This is a genomic window from Hydrogenophaga sp., from assembly GCF_022844385.1.
Classification (GTDB): Bacteria; Pseudomonadota; Gammaproteobacteria; order Burkholderiales; family Burkholderiaceae_C; genus Hydrogenophaga.
Genome location: NZ_JALHLX010000019.1, coordinates 1 through 16,271 on the forward strand (window position 1 = coordinate 1; position 16,271 = coordinate 16,271).

General features: G+C 64.4%; 17 protein-coding genes. 8 read left to right on the top strand and 9 right to left on the bottom strand.

The window, feature by feature from the left end:
- Positions 1-704 (bottom strand): UTP--glucose-1-phosphate uridylyltransferase (locus Q0C59_RS06000; protein ID WP_291213051.1); only part of this gene is annotated, 704 nt, incomplete at its 3' end.
- 143 nt (positions 705-847) lie between these two features.
- On the opposite strand from Q0C59_RS06000, the gene Q0C59_RS06005 reads away from it, so the two are divergent.
- Positions 848-2,284, top strand: a complete 1,437-nt coding sequence (locus Q0C59_RS06005) for a mannose-1-phosphate guanylyltransferase/mannose-6-phosphate isomerase (protein WP_291213052.1) — start codon at positions 848-850, stop codon at positions 2,282-2,284.
- Between the two features lie 10 nt (positions 2,285-2,294).
- On the top strand, positions 2,295-3,326 hold the full coding sequence (gene galE / locus Q0C59_RS06010) for a UDP-glucose 4-epimerase GalE (protein WP_291213053.1): 1,032 nt from the start codon (positions 2,295-2,297) through the stop codon (positions 3,324-3,326).
- Here galE and Q0C59_RS06015 read toward each other — a convergent pair.
- From Q0C59_RS06015 to Q0C59_RS06025, 3 genes are read right to left on the bottom strand one after another with little or no spacing between them, the layout of a single operon-like run.
- Entirely contained in the window at positions 3,314-4,297 is a 984-nt protein-coding gene (locus Q0C59_RS06015; RefSeq protein ID WP_291213055.1) for a S49 family peptidase, read from the bottom strand. The two genes, galE and Q0C59_RS06015, sit on opposite strands and share 13 nt — an antisense overlap.
- A gap of 13 nt (positions 4,298-4,310) precedes the next feature.
- Entirely contained in the window at positions 4,311-4,691 is a 381-nt protein-coding gene (locus tag Q0C59_RS06020; protein ID WP_291213057.1) for a Rieske 2Fe-2S domain-containing protein, read from the bottom strand.
- A 7-nt stretch (positions 4,692-4,698) separates the two neighbouring features.
- A complete protein-coding gene (locus tag Q0C59_RS06025; protein WP_291213059.1) occupies positions 4,699-5,355 on the bottom strand; it encodes an HAD family hydrolase in 657 nt (218 codons plus the stop codon).
- A gap of 220 nt (positions 5,356-5,575) precedes the next feature.
- Here Q0C59_RS06025 and Q0C59_RS06030 point away from each other — a divergent pair, with 220 nt between their 5' ends.
- Positions 5,576-6,145, top strand: a complete 570-nt coding sequence (locus Q0C59_RS06030) for a PEP-CTERM sorting domain-containing protein (RefSeq protein WP_291213061.1) — start codon at positions 5,576-5,578, stop codon at positions 6,143-6,145.
- Positions 6,146-6,206: 61 nt separating this feature from the next.
- Here Q0C59_RS06030 and fghA read toward each other — a convergent pair whose 3' ends face one another.
- From fghA to xdhC, 4 genes are all read right to left on the bottom strand, one after another.
- Entirely contained in the window at positions 6,207-7,046 is an 840-nt protein-coding gene (gene fghA / locus Q0C59_RS06035) for an S-formylglutathione hydrolase (RefSeq protein ID WP_291213063.1), read from the bottom strand.
- A complete protein-coding gene (locus Q0C59_RS06040; RefSeq protein ID WP_069047155.1) occupies positions 7,046-8,152 on the bottom strand; it encodes an S-(hydroxymethyl)glutathione dehydrogenase/class III alcohol dehydrogenase in 1,107 nt (368 codons plus the stop codon). The genes fghA and Q0C59_RS06040 overlap by 1 nt, the downstream gene beginning before the upstream one ends.
- Before the next feature lie 78 nt (positions 8,153-8,230).
- Entirely contained in the window at positions 8,231-9,427 is a 1,197-nt protein-coding gene (locus Q0C59_RS06045) for a urate hydroxylase PuuD (RefSeq protein WP_291213068.1), read from the bottom strand.
- A 62-nt stretch (positions 9,428-9,489) separates the two neighbouring features.
- Positions 9,490-10,350: a xanthine dehydrogenase accessory protein XdhC gene (gene xdhC / locus Q0C59_RS06050; protein WP_291213144.1), complete on the bottom strand. Its 861-nt coding sequence runs from the start codon at positions 10,348-10,350 to the stop codon at positions 9,490-9,492.
- Positions 10,351-10,730: 380 nt separating this feature from the next.
- On the opposite strand from xdhC, the gene Q0C59_RS19620 reads away from it, so the two are divergent.
- Complete coding sequence (locus Q0C59_RS19620; RefSeq protein ID WP_366518810.1) at positions 10,731-11,096, top strand: hypothetical protein; 366 nt, start codon at positions 10,731-10,733, stop codon at positions 11,094-11,096.
- Between the two features lie 39 nt (positions 11,097-11,135).
- Here Q0C59_RS19620 and uraH read toward each other — a convergent pair whose 3' ends face one another.
- The gene (gene uraH, locus Q0C59_RS06060; RefSeq protein WP_291213074.1) at positions 11,136-11,489 is read right to left on the bottom strand and encodes a hydroxyisourate hydrolase; all 354 of its coding nucleotides are present in this window, start codon (positions 11,487-11,489) and stop codon (positions 11,136-11,138) included.
- Positions 11,490-11,562: 73 nt separating this feature from the next.
- Between uraH and Q0C59_RS06065 the strand changes: the two genes are divergently transcribed.
- From Q0C59_RS06065 to Q0C59_RS06080, 4 genes are read left to right on the top strand one after another with little or no spacing between them, the layout of a single operon-like run.
- The gene (locus tag Q0C59_RS06065) at positions 11,563-12,228 is read left to right on the top strand and encodes a GntR family transcriptional regulator (RefSeq protein ID WP_291213077.1); all 666 of its coding nucleotides are present in this window, start codon (positions 11,563-11,565) and stop codon (positions 12,226-12,228) included.
- The gene (puuE, locus tag Q0C59_RS06070) at positions 12,225-13,172 is read left to right on the top strand and encodes an allantoinase PuuE (protein ID WP_291213080.1); all 948 of its coding nucleotides are present in this window, start codon (positions 12,225-12,227) and stop codon (positions 13,170-13,172) included. Before Q0C59_RS06065 ends, puuE begins: the two co-directional genes overlap by 4 nt.
- 3 nt (positions 13,173-13,175) lie before the next feature.
- Positions 13,176-14,987, top strand: coding sequence for a 2-oxo-4-hydroxy-4-carboxy-5-ureidoimidazoline decarboxylase (gene uraD, locus Q0C59_RS06075; protein ID WP_291213083.1), 1,812 nt, complete (start codon positions 13,176-13,178; stop codon positions 14,985-14,987).
- A gap of 5 nt (positions 14,988-14,992) precedes the next feature.
- The gene (locus tag Q0C59_RS06080; protein WP_291213085.1) at positions 14,993-16,252 is read left to right on the top strand and encodes a M20/M25/M40 family metallo-hydrolase; all 1,260 of its coding nucleotides are present in this window, start codon (positions 14,993-14,995) and stop codon (positions 16,250-16,252) included.
- Positions 16,253-16,271: the final 19 nt, after the last annotated feature.

Sequence of the window (16,271 nt, forward strand, 5' to 3'; positions counted from 1 at the left end):
TGGATCTCGCCACCCGCACCGCGCGGCTGGCGGCGGATGCTCTCGAACACAGCCGGCGTGAGCACGTAGCGCCCGGCCACCGCCAAGGTGGACGGCGCCACGTCGGGTGCGGGCTTTTCAACCATGGCGAACACCTCGGCCAGTGCAGTGCTCACGCCGTGCACGTCGACCACGCCATAACGACGGGTGTCGGCGCGCGGCACGTCCTGCACGGCCAGCACCGTACCGGGGCTCGATTCGTAGGCATGCACCATCTGTTGCAACACGGTGGGGCCGCCCTCGGCCTGGCGCGCGCCCAACATCAGATCGTCGGCCAGCAGCACAGCAAACGGCTCGTCACCCACGAGGCGCTCGGCGCACAGCACCGCGTGCCCCAGGCCAAGCGCACGGGGCTGGCGCACGTAAACGCAGTCCATGTCGTCGGGTTTGATGGAGTTCACCAACTCAAGCAGGGCCGACTTGCCGGCCGCCTCGAGCTCCATCTCCAGCTCGTAGGCGGTGTCGAAATGGTCTTCAATGGCACGCTTGTGGCGCCCGGTCACGAAGATCATTTCGCGGATGCCGGCGGCGTAAGCCTCTTCAACGGCGTATTGAATCAACGGCTTGTCCACCACCGGCAGCATTTCCTTGGGGATGGCTTTCGTGGCAGGCAGGAAACGGGTGCCGAGGCCACCCACCGGAAAAACAGCTTTGCGAATTTTCATGGTCTCTCTCTGTCTGGAGTGATGGTTCTGTAATGCGACCGTGCATGTTAACGGCGCAGGATGAAACCACATCGAAGGGCTACACTGCCACGGTCAACGCGCCGGGGGTTGCCCCCCACTGCCCAACCCCAATACGCCAGCCCATGAGCATCACCCCCGTCATTCTTTGCGGAGGCTCAGGCACCCGCCTGTGGCCATTGAGCCGCCAGAGCTTTCCCAAACAGTTCGTGCCGCTGGTGGGCACCCAGAGCCTGTTGCAGCTGACGCTGGCGCGCCTGGCCTGGTGCGGCAACCCGCCCATGTGCGTGGCGTCTGAAGACCACCGCTTTCTGGTGGCCGACGCGATGGAATCACAAGGGGCGGCGGGTCAGGTGTTGCTGGAGCCGGCGGCGCGCAACACGGCCGCGGCCATGGCGCTGGCCGCCTTGCTGGCTGCAAGCCCTGCGGACGCCGACCCCTTGCTGCTGTTCTGCCCGTCCGACCACCACATCCCGGACATCGAGGCTTTCGCCCACACCATCCGCCAGGGCGTACCGGCCGCCGAGGCCGGCGCCATCGTCACCTTTGGTGTGGTGCCCAGTTTCCCGAGCACGGCCTATGGCTACATCGAACAAGGCGACGCCCGTGCTGACGGCAGCCGCCGCGTGGCGCGCTTCATCGAGAAACCCGCGCCCGCCGCCGCACAGGCCTTGCTGCTGCAGGGCAACGTGTTGTGGAACGCCGGCATCTTCCTGGTGCGCGCCAGCACCTTGTTGACCGCGCTCGGCCAGCACGCCGACGACATCCTGCAGTCGTGCCGCCAGGCCATGGCCCACCCGAAGCAGGACACCGTGGGCCAGATCGACTTTGTGCGGCCCGAGGCTGCGCCCTTTCTCGCCTGCCGCTCGCAAAGCATCGACTACGCCGTGATGGAGCGCCACGCCGACGTGGCGGTGGTGCCTTTCCAGGGCCAGTGGAGCGATGTGGGCAGCTGGAACGCCGTGGCCGACCTCAGCCCGGCCGACGACGACGGCAACCGCATCACGGGCCAGGGCCACACCCTGCACGCGAGCAACACTTTCATCCACGCACCGCACCGCACCGTGGTGGCCCTGGGCACCAAGGACCTGCTGATCATCGACACGCCCGACGCCCTGCTGGTGGCCCAGCGCGACCATGCGGAGCAGGTCAAGGACGTGGTGGCTCACCTTGCCCGTCTGCAGGTACCCCAAGCCGCCATGCACCGCCGCGTGGCCCGCCCCTGGGGCTGGTACGACAGCGTGGACATGGGCGAGCGCTTTCAGGTCAAACGCATCGGCGTCAAACCCGGCGCCAGCCTCAGTCTGCAGAAGCACCACCACCGCGCCGAACACTGGATCGTGGTCAAGGGCACGGCCGAGGTCACGCGTGGCTCAGAGACCTATCTGTTGTCGGAAAACCAGTCCACCTACATCCCCATCGGCGAGGTGCACCGCCTGCACAACCCCGGCAAGCTGGCGCTGGAAATGATCGAGGTGCAGTCGGGCAGCTATCTGGGTGAAGACGACATCGTTCGACTGGAAGACAAGTACGGCCGACAGCCCGACGCCGCGAAACCCTGAGGCTCCCCGCATGAAGATTTTGCTCACCGGCGGCGCCGGCTACATCGGCAGCCACACGGCGGTCGCTCTCGTGGCGGCGGGTTTCGACCCCATCGTTCTGGACAACTTTGCCAACAGCCATCCGGTGGTCATGGAGCGCCTGGCCACCATCACCGGCCGGCACATTGCGCTGGAGCGCGGCGACGTGCTCGACACGCCCTGGCTGGAAGACGTGCTGCGACGCCACCAACCGGTGGGCGTGGTGCATTTCGCAGGAGACAAGGCGGTGGGTGAGAGCGTGGCGCTGCCGCTCAAGTACTTTCACAACAACATCGGTGGCGCGGTCAGCCTGCTGCGCGCCATGGAAACCGTGCACACGGAAAACCCGGCCACGGCACCCACGCTGGTGTTCTCCAGCAGTGCCACGGTCTATGGCGACCCGGCCACCGTGCCCATCACCGAGAACTTTCCGCGCAGCCACACCAACCCGTATGGCCACAGCAAACTGGTGATCGAAGACATGCTTTCGGCCCTGCGCACCGCCAGCCCGGCGTGGCGCGTGGGCGTGCTGCGGTATTTCAACCCGGTGGGCGCACACCCCAGCGGGCTCATCGGCGAAGACCCGGCCGGCATTCCCAACAACCTCATGCCCTTTGTGGCGCAGGTGGCCGTGGGCCAGCGCGAGCACCTCAATGTGTACGGCGACGACTACCCCACGCCCGACGGCACCGGGGTCCGCGACTACATCCATGTGCAGGACCTCGCCGCCGGGCATGTGGCCGCCATCAAGACGTTGCTGAGGCAAGGTGAGAGCTTCACCGTGAACCTGGGCACAGGCCGCGGCCACAGTGTGCTCGACGTGGTGAAGGCGTTTGAAGCCGCCAGCGGCAAACCGGTGCCCTACCGCGTGGCACCGCGCCGCGCCGGCGATGTGGCGCAGTGCTGGGCCGACCCGGCTCTGGCGCTGCGCCTGCTGGGCTGGCAGGCACTGCACACGCTGGACGACATGTGTGCCGATGCGTGGCGCTGGCAGAGCGCCAACCCCAACGGTTACCGGAGCTGAACGCCTGCGGCGCGGGCGGCGAGGAACATGCCTTCGCCCACGCTGGCACCGAAACGTTTGGCCAACCGCAGTCCCACGTTTTCGCGGCGCGTGTAGTCCACCAGCTCTTCGGCCTTGACGATTTCGCGCGCCACGTAGTCGAGGTTGCCCAGGCCGTCGGCCAGGCCCAACGCCACCGCTTGCTGACCGTTCCACACCAGACCGCTGAAGGTCTCGGGCGTTTCTTTCAGGCGGTCGCCACGGCCCTTTTTCACCACCTCGATGAACTGCGTGTGGATCTCGGCCAACAGGTTCTGCATGAACTGGCGCTGCGACTCGTCTTGCGGGCTGAACGGATCGAGCAGGCCCTTGTTGTCACCGGCGGTCATGAGGCGCCGCTCGATGCCGAGCTTTTCCATCAACCCGGTGAAGCCAAAGCCGTCCATGAGCACGCCGATGCTGCCGACCAGGCTGGCCTTGTCCACGTAGATGTTGTCGGCCGCCGCCGCGATGTAGTAGGCCGCCGACGCACAGGTTTCCTCGACCACCGCATAGACCTTCTTGTCGTGCAGACCCTTCAGGCGCGTGATCTCGTCGTTGATGATGCCGGCCTGCACCGGGCTGCCGCCTGGCGAGTTGATCAGCAACACCACCGCCTGGGCGCCCGTGTCCTCGAAGGCCGAACGCAGAGCCGCCACGATGTTTTCGGCGCTGGCCTCGGAGTCCGACGCGATCGGGCCCTTGATTTCCACCACAGCCGTGTGCGGCGTGCTGGTGGACGTGCCGACCTCGGCGCTGGAATACACAAACCAGACGATCGCACCCAGGAGAGCCAGCCACATGAAGCGGGTGAACATCTTCCAGCGGCGGGCGGCCTGCTGCTCGCGGATGGTGGCGAACACCAGCTTTTCCAGCGTGGCGCGCTCCCAGGCCACCCCGTTGTTGCGGTCGTTGCCCACAGAGTTGGCCGAGCCCGGGATGTCGTCGTTCATGGTGCGTGTGTTCTCAGAATTCAAGAGGTTTGAGGTGGTATTGTGACCGCCAGTGAATCACCCCATCGAGCTCCAGCAGTTCGATCTTGAACAGTCCACCGCGGCACGGCCCTCCCCGGCATTCGCCGGTTGCGGGCTCGTACATCGCGCCATGCGTGGCACACATCAACCAGCGGCCGGTGTCGTCAAAAAAGCGGTCGGGTTGCCAGTCGAGTTCCATCGCCACGTGCGAGCAGCGGTTCAGGTAGGCGTGTGGCTGGCCCTGAAAGCGCACCGCAAACGCCCGGCAGGTCTGCCCCGCGTAGTTCACATCGAACGAGACCGCCCTGCCCCCGTCGACCAGATCGCGGCTGTTGCACAGCGGGTGGACCGGATCGTCGGTGGGTGGCGTCATGGAGACCTCAAGCGTGTTGGGTGAGCCAGTCGTGCAGTTCGCGCACCGAATGCGCCACATGCAAGGGCTTGAGTTCATGGAAAGCGTCGGGCTCGTGCGCGCCGTAGCTCACGCCCACGCTCGCGCAACCGGCGTTGAGCGCCATCTGCAGATCGTGCGTGGTGTCGCCGATCATGAGCGTGCGCTCGGGCGGCACGCCAAACTCGCTCATCAGCTCGTTGAGCATCAGCGGGTGGGGCTTGCCGGCGGTCTCGTCAGCGGTGCGTGACCCGTCGAACAAGCCGCCCAGCTCCACCGTGCGCAGCACCTCGTTCAGCCCCCGGCGGCTCTTGCCCGTGGCCACGGTCAGCAGGTGCTGGCGTTCCTTCAACTCAGCGAGCAGGGGCAGCACGCCCTCGAACAAACTCAGGTCGTGCTGGCGCGCCGTGTAGTGGTGGCGGTACCGATCACCCAGCTGCGGGTATTTCTCAGGCGGTACATCGGGCGCGGCGTGGGCCAGTGCCTGCATGAGACCCATGCCGATCACGTAGCTGGCGGCCTCGGTGGTGGGCATTGCGCCACCCACGTCGGTCACGGCCAGCTGGATGCTGCGGGCGATCAGGGCGGTGGAGTCGAACAGGGTTCCGTCCCAGTCGAAGGCGATGAGGTCGTATTGGCGGGGCATCTTTAGGTTGTGAACGCTCGGTCGGCATCCATTGTCGCCATGGATATTCCACGGGGTGGCGCTACGTGTCTTAAGCCCTTCGAATTCAGGTAACTGACTTGTCGGTAGAACTGACACCTACCCCACCAAGCAAAAAAAAGACGAACAAATTCAACAGCAATTGCTGCTGGCACAACAAGTGCTTGATGAAGTACGTGTCAACTCTTCTAGGTGATCTCTCATGAAAAATCTGAAAACATTGGTAGCCGTAGCTGCACTGGCAGTCGCGGGCGCATCGAATGCGGCTGTGGTTGACTTTAGATACGGTGGCTCTGTGATGGCGACGATGACGACGTCGGGTGCGACCACATTCACACTTGATTTCGTCTCTGCACCAGACAGCGACGCGTTTATCAACGAGTTGTTCTTACTTGGTCCTGGCGGCACGTTCACCGACCTCAGCACCACCACGTCTATTGTGGCGAGTTACAGCGCTGGTGGTTTTACCAACGCAGGCAAGACGTTTAACTGGTCAATTGATTTTCCCCAGCCGAATAACTCTAATCGCTTCACCATCGGTGAGAGCGCCAGTTGGAGTATTGTGGTTACAAATCCTGAAGATTGGGATTTCAGCATGCTCCATATCAACGCATTCCTGAGCGGAGAGTCAATCAAGATTGATGGTTGTGTTCGTGGTGCCCCAGGCTGTGGAGGGAATGACGTTCCGGAACCTGCTTCTATTGCGCTGCTTGGCTTGGGTCTGCTGGGTCTTGGCGCTTCCCGAAAATTCGTGGCAAGCAAGCAAGCGTGATCTGATTTCAAACATCAAAAAAGCCACCTTCAGGTGGCTTTTTTGATCGTGCGAGCTTCTTCTAACTCAATCGGCTGGCGTGATTCACCAAATGTCGCTCAATCACCGACGCGATGAAGTAATAGCCGTGGTCAAAACCCTCAAGCCAATGCAATTCGAGCGGTTGACCAGCATCGGCACAAGCCTGCTCCAGCAAATGCAGATGCAATTGATCTGCCAGAAACTTGTCCGCCAGCCCCTGATCAACCAGCAACGGCGGCAAAGGCGGACCGCTTTTGATCAGTTCCACAGCGTCGTGTTCGGCCCAAACCGCACGGCCCAGCCCCAAGTAACCGGCGAATGCCTTCTCTCCCCACGGGCACTGGCTGGGCGCGCAGATAGGCGCGATGGCGGACACGCTCTGGTAGAGACCGGGGTGGCGCAGCGCGAGCGTCAGAGCGCCATGGCCACCCATGGAATGGCCACAAATACCTACCCGATCGGGCCGTGTCGAAAAATTTGACAGCACCAAGTCGTGCAATTCCTTGGTGATCCAGCTTTCCATGCGGAAGTGTTTGGCCCAAGGTTCCTGGGTCGCGTCCAGGTAAAAACCAGCACCGTGACCGAAATCCCAGGACGCGTCGGCGCCCTCGATGCCGGTATCGCGCGGGCTGGTGTCGGGGGTGACGATGGCCAGGCCCAGTTCGGCCGCGTATCGCTGGGCGCCGGCCTTGATGGCAAAGGTTTCCTCGTTGCAGGTCAGCCCTGCCAGAAAGAACAGCACCGGCACCGGGCCTTGCGCGGCCTGCGGCGGCAGGTACACGCCGAACTTCATCGGCAGGCCGATCTCGGCGGAGTCGTGCCGGTAGAAGCCCTGCACGCCGCCGAAGCAGCGGTGCTCGCTGAGTGTCTCGATGCCCATCAGAACTCCACGACAGCGCGAATCGATTCACCGCGCTTCATCAAATCGAAGCCCTCGTTGATCTGGTCCAGGCGCAGCTTGTGCGTGATCAGGTCGTCGATGTTGATCTTGCCTTCCATGTACCAGTCGACGATCTTGGGCACGTCGGTGCGGCCGCGGGCGCCACCGAAGGCCGAACCTTCCCATTTGCGGCCGGTGACCAGCTGGAACGGGCGCGTGCTGATCTCGGCACCAGCTTCGGCCACGCCGATGATGATGCTGCGGCCCCAACCTTTGTGCGTGCACTCCAGCGCGTCGCGCATGACCTTGGTGTTGCCGATGCACTCGAAGCTGTAGTCGGCGCCGCCATCGGTGAGCTGGACGATGGCGTCCACCACGTTCGGCACTTCCTTGGGGTTGATGAAGTGCGTCATGCCGAACTTGCGCGCCATGGCTTCGCGCGCGGGGTTCAGGTCCACACCGATGATCTTGTCGGCGCCCACCATCTTTGCGCCCTGGATCACGTTCAGGCCAATGCCGCCCAGGCCAAACACAACCACGTTGGCACCCGCCTCCACCTTGGCCGAGAAGATCACCGCGCCGATGCCGGTCGTAACGCCGCAGCCGATGTAGCAGACCTTGTCGAACGGAGCGTCTTCGCGGATCTTGGCCAGCGAAATCTCCGGCGCCACGGTGTAGTTGCTGAAGGTGCTGGTGCCCATGTAATGAAAGATGGGCTGGCCGTCCAGGCTGAAGCGGCTGGTGGCGTCGGGCATGAGGCCCTTGCCCTGCGTGCCGCGGATCAGCTGGCACAAGTTGGTCTTGCGGCTCAGGCAGAACTTGCACTGGCGGCACTCGGGCGTGTAGAGCGGGATGACGTGGTCGCCCTTCTTGAGCGAGGTCACGCCGGGGCCGACATCGACCACGATGCCCGCGCCTTCATGGCCCAGGATCGCAGGAAAGATCCCTTCGGGATCGGCGCCCGAGAGCGTGTAGTAATCGGTGTGGCAGATGCCGGTGGCCTTGATCTCCACCAGCACTTCACCGAACTTCGGGCCTTCCAGGTCCACGGTTTCAATGGTGAGGGGCTGGCCTGCTTTCCAGGCGACGGCGGCTTTCGTTTTCATGGTGGGTGCGGTGGGTTGGTGAGATCGGGTTTGAGGTTACCGCAGATGCCATTTCCCCCGATGCACACCGACCATGCGTCAGTCCACCCGAGAGCCCCCCTTGAACCACTGGGCGAACAGGGCGCGCTCTTCTTCGGTGAGACCGGTCGCGTTGTTCATGGGCATCAGCTTCGTGACCACCACCTGCTGGTACACCGTCTGCGCATGCTGCTTGAGCGCCTCGGGCGAGTCGAGCCGCACGTTTTTCGACTGCAGGGCCTCACCATGGCACATCACACAACGCTGCTCGATCACGGTTTTGAGTTGTGCGTAGCTGACCACGTCAGGCACGGCCACCGCCTGCACCGGCGCGGGCCTGAGCCAGACGATGAGCGCCAGCAGCACCACAACACCCGCAGCAGCGTACGGCCAGGGGTGCGCATTGCGCCCGAGCTTGAAGCCGTGGCGCATGACGAAGAACTGGCGGATCGCCGCGCCCGCGAACATCATGCCGATCAGGATCAGCCAGTTCTGCGGATGGTTGTAGGTGAAGCTGTAGTGGTTGCTCAGCATGGCAAACAACACCGGCAAGGTGAAGTAGGTGTTGTGCACGCTGCGCTGCTTGCCGCGTTTGCCGTGGATCGGGTCCACCGGGCGACCCGCCTTGATGTCGGCCACCACGGTGCGCTGGCCCGGGATGATCCAGAAGAACACGTTGGCACTCATGGCGGTGGCGATCATCGCGCCCACCAGCAGGAAGGCCGCGCGCCCGGCGAACAACTGTGTGGCCAGCCAGGCCGCCACGCACACCAGCACCAGCACCAGCGCGCCCACCTTGGCGTCGCCGTTCTCGCTCTGGCCCAGCGTGCGGCAAATGGCGTCGTAGAGCAGCCAGAACACCACCAGGAAGGCCAGCGCGCCCGCGATCGCGGCGGCCGGGCTCCACACGAACACGTTGGGATCGATCAGGTAGACGCTGGGGCTCCACAGGTACGAAATGAGGAACAGCGCAAAGCCCGAGAGCCAGGTGGAATAGCTCTCCCAGTAAAACCAGTGCAGGTGCTCCGGCAGTTTGGGCGGCGACACCGCGAACTTCACCGGGTGGTAGAAGCCGCCGCCGTGCACGGCCCAGAGTTCACCGCTGACGCCGTCTTTTTTGAGCTGCTCATCCTCAGGCGGCGTGAGGCTGCTGTCGAGAAAGACGAAGTAGAAAGACGAGCCGATCCAGGCAATCGCCACGATCACGTGCAGCCAGCGCAGCAGCAGGTTGGCCCAGTCGAGCAGGTAGGTTTCCATGGCGTCTCACAGCAAGGTCAGAGCTTGCGAATCGGCAAAGTGTATACACATATTGAGCACAATCAAGCTGCGACAGCTGCGGCTTCAGTGACACTCACCGCTAGCAACAACTGAGCCACGACCGACGCTGCGATCACCGCCGGCACTTTGCTCTCGATGCCAGGCAAGCCGATCGGGCAGGTCACGCGGGCCAGCTCCGAGGCGGCGAAACCGCGCTCGGCGAGGCGACGGCCAAAGGTGGCCCACTTGGTGCGGCTGCCGATCAGGCCGATGAACGCCAGGTCGTTGCGCTCGCGCTGGCGCTGCAGGCAGGCGGCCACCACGTCCAGGTCTTCGGCGTGCGAAAAGCTCATGACCAGCACGCAAGCCCCGGGAGGCACATCGCGCACGGCCGCTTGCACCGGGTCGGAATGTTCGGTGCGCACTTCGGGCGGCAAGCTCGGTGGAAACACACCGTCGCGGCTGTCGATCCACATCACGTCGAACGGCAGGGGGGCGAGCGCCTGCACGATGGCGCGCCCCACATGGCCGCCGCCGAACAGCGCCAGCGGTGTGTGCGATGGCCGCAAGCGATCGCGCAGCTGCGCCACGTGCGAGGCGTCCACCCACTCAAAGCGCAGCACCAGCGCACCACCACAACATTGACCCAGACTCGGCCCGAGCGTGATGCTTTCGCGCCATTCGGCTGGCACATCTTCCGGTCGCAAGGCCCTGCGCGCCAAGGCTTCGCGGGCCTGTTGTGTTGCTTTCCACTCCAACTGGCCGCCGCCGATCGTGCCCACTTCGCCGCGTGTCGTGTCGGCAAAGACCGCCATCCATGCACCCGGTTCGCGAGGAACGGAGCCGCGCGTGTGCTCAACGGTGATGAGCACCGCAGGTGCCTGCGCCAGATTCAGCAGAAAGGTTTCAAGCTCGCCGGGCATGTGTGGCGTCGAAGTCAAAGAATGTGTATGGAGACGTAAACGGGAACCGAACGGACCAGTATCGACCTTACTGTGCGAAACGCCACAGCCGATCCACAATACACGCCATCCACCCGTTCATATGCGCGATCCATGCGAGACCGGGCCCGATCAGTTCCAACAGGTTTGCCCACATGAGAGACATTGAATCCGCACCGCACCCAGCTGCCCGGCCCGATGAACCTGCTCCCGTCACCCGCCGCGGCCGAACCTCCTGGGCCTGGATCGGCGTGCTGACGGCAGCCCTGCTGGCTTCGTGCGCTACCCCGCCTCCACCCCCTCCGCCGCCCGCACCACCTCCCCCACCGGCACCCGCCCCCGCGCCACCACCGGTCTCGCAATTGCCCCCGCCCGAGTTCATCTCGCACGCTGTGTCGCCCCTGGACTACCGCAAGGACGGCGCTCGGCACATTTACGAACGCAACGGCCACCGCATTTACAAGGGTCAGCTGCCCCCGCTGATGCATGCGGTCGGTGTGCTGCAGGTCGAGGTGGACAACCGCGGCCATGTGCGCAACGTGAGCTGGATGCGCGCGCCGAGCCACGTGCCGGACGTGATGCGCGAGATCGAACGCACCGTCAGGGCCGCAGCACCATTCCCGGCGCCCGTGCGCATGGGCGGCGTGACCTACACCGACGTCTGGCTCTGGGACAAGAGCGGCAATTTCCAGCTCGACACGCTGACAGAAGGCCAGCGCAGCAAATGAAGGAAACCCGCCAAAAGGCGGGTTTCTTCTTTGAGGCGTTCAACTTCCCCGGTAGGTGGAATAACTCCACGGGCTCACCAGCAGGGGCACGTGGTAGTGCTGGTCGGCGTGTGCCACGCCGAAATCCAGCGACACCCGGTTGAGGAAATTCGGCTCGGGCAGAACAACCCCTCGCGCTGCGAAATAACCCTTCACATCAAACACCAGCCGGTAGGTGCCCACCTTCAGGCTCGCGTTGTCGTACAACGGCCCATCCGGGTTGCGGCCATCGGCGTTGAGCGTGAAGCGTTTGACCAGCGTGGCCTGCTCGCCCTGTGTGGTGTGCAGCTCCACCTGCATGCCGGCGGCGGGGCAGCCGTGCATGGTGTCCAGAACGTGTGTACTCAAGCCCATGGTGGTCTCTCCGGTGATGATCAGTCGACTGAAAGTGTATACACTTTTCCGGTTTTCTGGCTATGATGAATCCATGGAAACCTCCAGCACCCTGCACATCGTCGAGTCGCTCACGCGCGCCATCGTCGAGCACCGACTGAATCCCGGCACCAAGCTGGCCGAGCAAAAGTTGGCCGATCACTTCGGGGTCTCGCGCACCCTGGTGCGCCAGGCGCTGTTCCAGTTGTCGCAGAACCGGCTGATCCGCCTGGAGCCCGCGCGCGGGGCTTTTGTGGCTGCGCCCTCGGTGGAAGAAGCGCAGCAGGTTTTTGCGGTGCGCCGCATGCTGGAAGCGGAAATGACGCGCGCCTTCGTGCAAACCGTGACCCCCGCGCGCATCAAAGCGCTGCGGGAACACGTGGCGCAAGAGAAGCAGGCCGTGAACAACGAAGACGTGGCCGGGCGCACCGAGTTGTTGGGCGACTTTCACGTGCGCATGGCCGAGCTCATGGGCAACAAAGTTCTGGCCGAGCTGCTGCGCGACCTCATTTCGCGTTGTGCGCTGATCACGCTCATGTACCAGACCAACCAGGCCGCCGCGCACTCGCACGACGAACACGCCGACATCGTCAAAGCCCTGGCGGCGCGCGACGAAGAACTGGCCGTGCGCCTGATGACCGAGCACCTGCAGCACGTTGAAGAAAACCTGACCTTCGATCGCAAGCTGCCCATCAACGACATTTCGATCGCGCTTTCATGACCTACGACACCACCCTGCCCTACCCCCGCGACCTGGCCGGATACGGCCGCGATGTGCCCCACGCCCGCTGGCCCCATGGCGCACGCATCGCCGTTCAGTTCGTGCTGAACTACGAGGAAGGCGGCGAGAACAGCGTGCTGCACGGTGACGATGCGTCCGAGCAATTCCTCTCCGAGATGTTCAACCCGGCGGCCTACCCCGCGCGGCACATCAGCATGGAGGGTATCTACGAATACGGCTCGCGTGCGGGCGTATGGCGCATCCTGCGCGAATTCGAGCAGCGCGGTCTGCCGCTCACCGTCTTTGGCGTGGCCACCGCACTGCAACGCTGCCCCGACGTGACCGCTGCGCTGAAAGAACTCGGTCACGAATTCGCCTGCCACGGCCTCAAGTGGATCCACTACCAGAACGTGGACGAGGCGACTGAACGGGCTCACATGGTGCAGGCCATGCAGATCATGCAAGCGCTCACCGGCAGCCGGCCACTGGGCTGGTACACCGGGCGCGACAGCCCCAACACGCGCCGCCTCGTGGCCGACTTCGGCGGCTTCGAATACGACAGCGACTACTACGGCGACGACCTGCCGTTCTGGATGAAGGTGCATAAGACCGACGGCAGCGACGCCCACCAGCTCATCGTGCCCTACACGCTGGACTGCAACGACATGCGCTTTGCGCTGCCGCAGGGTTACTCGCACGCCGACCCGTTTTTCCAGTACCTCAAGGACAGCTTCGACGTTCTCTACAAGGAGGGCGACCCGGCCGGCATGGACCGCCCGAAGATGATGAGCATCGGCATGCACTGCCGCCTGCTCGGACGGCCCGGGCGCATCACCGCGCTGCAGCGTTTCCTGGACCACATCGCGCAGCACGACCACGTGTGGGTCGCGAGGCGCATCGACATCGCCCGCCACTGGCGGCAACACCACCCGGCACCGGCTTGAGCCATGACCACCACCCTGCAACAACTCAACAGCGCTCTGCCCGCCGAGGCGCTGCGCCTGCTCGACGGCCTTTATGAGCATTCACCGTGGATCGCCGAGCAGGCCCTTGGACAGCGGCCGTTTGCATCGCTGGCCGCGCTCAAACACGCCATGGTGACCGTGCTCGCCAACGCGACAGTGGACGCTCAGCTCGCACTCATCCGCGCCCACCCCGAGCTCGCCGGCAAGGCCATGGAGAGCCAGTCGCTCACAGCCGAATCGACCAACGAGCAGCAGAAGGCGGGCCTCACGAACTGCACGTCCGAGGAACTGGCCCATATCCAGCAGCTCAATGCGCAATACATCGCGAAGTTCGGCTTTCCGTTCATCCTCGCGGTGCGCGGACCGCGCGGCACGGGCCTGTCCAAGCGCGAGATCATCGCCACCGTTGAACGCCGTCTGGGCAACCCGGTGGACTTCGAGCGCGCCGAGTGCCTGCGCAACATCCACCGCATCGCCGAGATCCGCCTGAACGACAAATTCGGCTTCACACCGGCGGTCGGCAACGAGGTGTGGGACTGGCACGAGGACCTGGCGCGTCACAGCGATCCCGAGTTTGCCGAACGCGGTGAACTCACCGTGACCTACCTGACGGATGCACACCGCGCTTGTGCCGCCGATCTGGTGGCGCGCATGAAGGAATGCGGGTTTGATGAGGTAAGCATTGATGCGGTGGGCAACGTGGTGGGTGTGTACGAGGCAAGCCCTCACCCCAGCCCTCTCCCGCAGGCGGGAGAGGGAGTGAAGGCACTGCTGACCGGAAGTCATTTCGACACCGTGCGCAACGGCGGCAAGTACGACGGTCGTCTGGGCATCTTCGTGCCCATGGCCTGCGTGAAGCAGCTCCATGCGGCGGGCAAACGCCTGCCGTTCGCCGTCGAGGTGGTGGGCTTTGCCGAAGAGGAAGGCCAGCGCTACAAAGCCACCTTCCTGGGCTCGGGCGCGCTCACCGGCCACTTCAACCCGGCCTGGCTCGACCAGCAGGACGCCGACGGTGTGACCATGCGCGCAGCCATGCAGCACGCCGGCCTGCCGGCCACGCTGGAGGCCATCGGCACTTTGAAACGCGATCCATCGAAGTACCTCGGCTTTGTCGAGGTGCACATCGAACAAGGTCCGGTGCTCAACGAGATGGACCTGCCGCTGGGTGTGGTCACCTCCATCAACGCCAGCGTGCGGTACCAGTGCGAGGCCATCGGCATGGCCAGCCACGCCGGCACCACACCCATGAACCGCCGGCGTGATGCCGCCAGCGCAGTGGCCGAGCTCGCGCTCTACGCAGAGCAGCGCGCCAGCGCCGACGGCGATTCGGTGGCCACCATCGGCATGCTGCAGGTGCCAGGCGGCTCGATCAACGTGGTGCCCGGCCGTTGCCGCTTTTCGCTGGATTTGCGCGCACCCGGCAACGCGCAACGTGACGCACTGGAGCGCGACGTGCTCGCGCAGCTGCGCGCCATCTGCGAGCGGCGCGGCATCGGCCTCACGCTGGAGGAAACCATGCGCGCAGCCGCTGCACCGAGCGAACCCGCATGGCAGGCCCGTTGGGAGAAGGCCGTGAACGCCCTGGGTGTGCCGCTGCACTGCATGCCCAGCGGCGCGGGCCACGATGCCATGAAGCTGCACGAGGTCATGCCGCAAGCCATGCTGTTTGTGCGCGGCCTCAACAGCGGCATCAGCCACAACCCGCTGGAATCCACCACCAGCGACGACATCGATCTGTGCGTCAACGCCTTCTCGCACTTGCTCGACCAACTCGCCTCCGAACACAAGAACTGAACCCCATGACCACCGAACAACAACTGGATGCCTGGATCGACGCCCACTTCGACGAGGAAGTGCGCTTCCTGCAAGAACTCGTGCGCGTGCCCACCGACACACCGCCCGGCAACAACGCGCCGCACGCCGAACGCACCGCCGAACTGCTGGAGGCCATGGGCCTGAGCGCGGAAAAACACGCCGTGCCGACCGCCGAGGTGGAGGCTGCAGGACTGCAAAGCATCACCAACCTGATCGTGCGCCGGCCCTACGGCGCGGGCAAGACCATTGCGCTGAACGCCCACGGCGACGTGGTGCCGCCCGGCGAAGGCTGGACACACGACCCCTACGGCGGCGAGATCGCGGACGGCAAGATGTACGGCCGCGCCACGGCGGTGAGCAAGTGCGACATCGCCAGCTTCACATTCGCCATCCGGGCGCTGGAATCCGTGAGTGCATCGCTGAATGCCAGGCTCGCTGGCGGCGTGGAACTGCACGTGACCTACGACGAGGAGTACGGCGGCGAGGTCGGCCCCGACTGGCTGCTGAAGAAAGGCCTGACCAAGCCCGACCTCATGATCGCGGCGGGCTTCAGCTACCAGGTGGTGGTGGCGCACAACGGCTGCCTGCAACTCGAGGTGACGGTGCACGGCGACATGGCACACGCCGCCATTCCCGACAGCGGCACCGACGCACTGCAGGGTGCCACGCACATCCTCAACGCGCTCTACGCGCTCAACACCGACTACCTGAAGATCAGCTCCAGCGTTGAAGGCATCACCCACCCCTACCTCAACGTGGGCCAGATCAGCGGCGGCACCAACACCAACGTGATCCCGGGCAAGGTGGTGCTCAAGGTCGACCGCCGCATGATCCCCGAGGAAGATCCGGCGGAGGTGGAAGCGTCCCTTCGCCACACCATCGAGCAGGCCGCGGCCAGCTTCAAGCCACCGCGCGGCGGCCGTGCCATCGGTGTGGATGTGAAACGCATCCTGCTGGCGCGCGCACTCAAGCCCCTGCCAGGCAACAAACCTCTGGTCGATGCGATCCAGAAGCACGGCCAGGCCGTCTTCGGCGAAGCCATTCCCGCCGTGGGCACGCCGCTCTACACCGACGTGCGCATCTACGGCGAGCACGGCATTCCGGGCGTTATCTACGGCGCAGGGCCGCGCACGGTGCGCGAATCGAACGCCAAACGCGCTGACGAGCACTTGGTGCTTGAAGACCTGCGACGCGCCACCCAGGTGATCGCACGAACGCTGTTCGAGCTGCTCCAGCCCACCTGATCTCCCCTCTTGCGCAGCC

What these genes read in the sequence shown, in the direction of transcription:
- Q0C59_RS06005 (WP_291213052.1), top strand. Translation starts at nt 848, where the DNA reads ATGAGCATCACCCCCGTCATTCTTTGCGGAGGCTCAGGCACCCGCCTG.
- galE (WP_291213053.1), top strand. Translation starts at nt 2,295, where the DNA reads ATGAAGATTTTGCTCACCGGCGGCGCCGGCTACATCGGCAGCCACACG.
- Q0C59_RS06015 (WP_291213055.1), bottom strand. Translation starts at nt 4,297, where the DNA reads ATGAACGACGACATCCCGGGCTCGGCCAACTCTGTGGGCAACGACCGC.
- Q0C59_RS06020 (WP_291213057.1), bottom strand. Translation starts at nt 4,691, where the DNA reads ATGACGCCACCCACCGACGATCCGGTCCACCCGCTGTGCAACAGCCGC.
- Q0C59_RS06025 (WP_291213059.1), bottom strand. Translation starts at nt 5,355, where the DNA reads ATGCCCCGCCAATACGACCTCATCGCCTTCGACTGGGACGGAACCCTG.
- Q0C59_RS06030 (WP_291213061.1), top strand. Translation starts at nt 5,576, where the DNA reads ATGAAAAATCTGAAAACATTGGTAGCCGTAGCTGCACTGGCAGTCGCG.
- fghA (WP_291213063.1), bottom strand. Translation starts at nt 7,046, where the DNA reads ATGGGCATCGAGACACTCAGCGAGCACCGCTGCTTCGGCGGCGTGCAG.
- Q0C59_RS06040 (WP_069047155.1), bottom strand. Translation starts at nt 8,152, where the DNA reads ATGAAAACGAAAGCCGCCGTCGCCTGGAAAGCAGGCCAGCCCCTCACC.
- Q0C59_RS06045 (WP_291213068.1), bottom strand. Translation starts at nt 9,427, where the DNA reads ATGGAAACCTACCTGCTCGACTGGGCCAACCTGCTGCTGCGCTGGCTG.
- xdhC (WP_291213144.1), bottom strand. Translation starts at nt 10,350, where the DNA reads ATGCCCGGCGAGCTTGAAACCTTTCTGCTGAATCTGGCGCAGGCACCT.
- uraH (WP_291213074.1), bottom strand. Translation starts at nt 11,489, where the DNA reads ATGGGCTTGAGTACACACGTTCTGGACACCATGCACGGCTGCCCCGCC.
- Q0C59_RS06065 (WP_291213077.1), top strand. Translation starts at nt 11,563, where the DNA reads ATGGAAACCTCCAGCACCCTGCACATCGTCGAGTCGCTCACGCGCGCC.
- puuE (WP_291213080.1), top strand. Translation starts at nt 12,225, where the DNA reads ATGACCTACGACACCACCCTGCCCTACCCCCGCGACCTGGCCGGATAC.
- uraD (WP_291213083.1), top strand. Translation starts at nt 13,176, where the DNA reads ATGACCACCACCCTGCAACAACTCAACAGCGCTCTGCCCGCCGAGGCG.
- Q0C59_RS06080 (WP_291213085.1), top strand. Translation starts at nt 14,993, where the DNA reads ATGACCACCGAACAACAACTGGATGCCTGGATCGACGCCCACTTCGAC.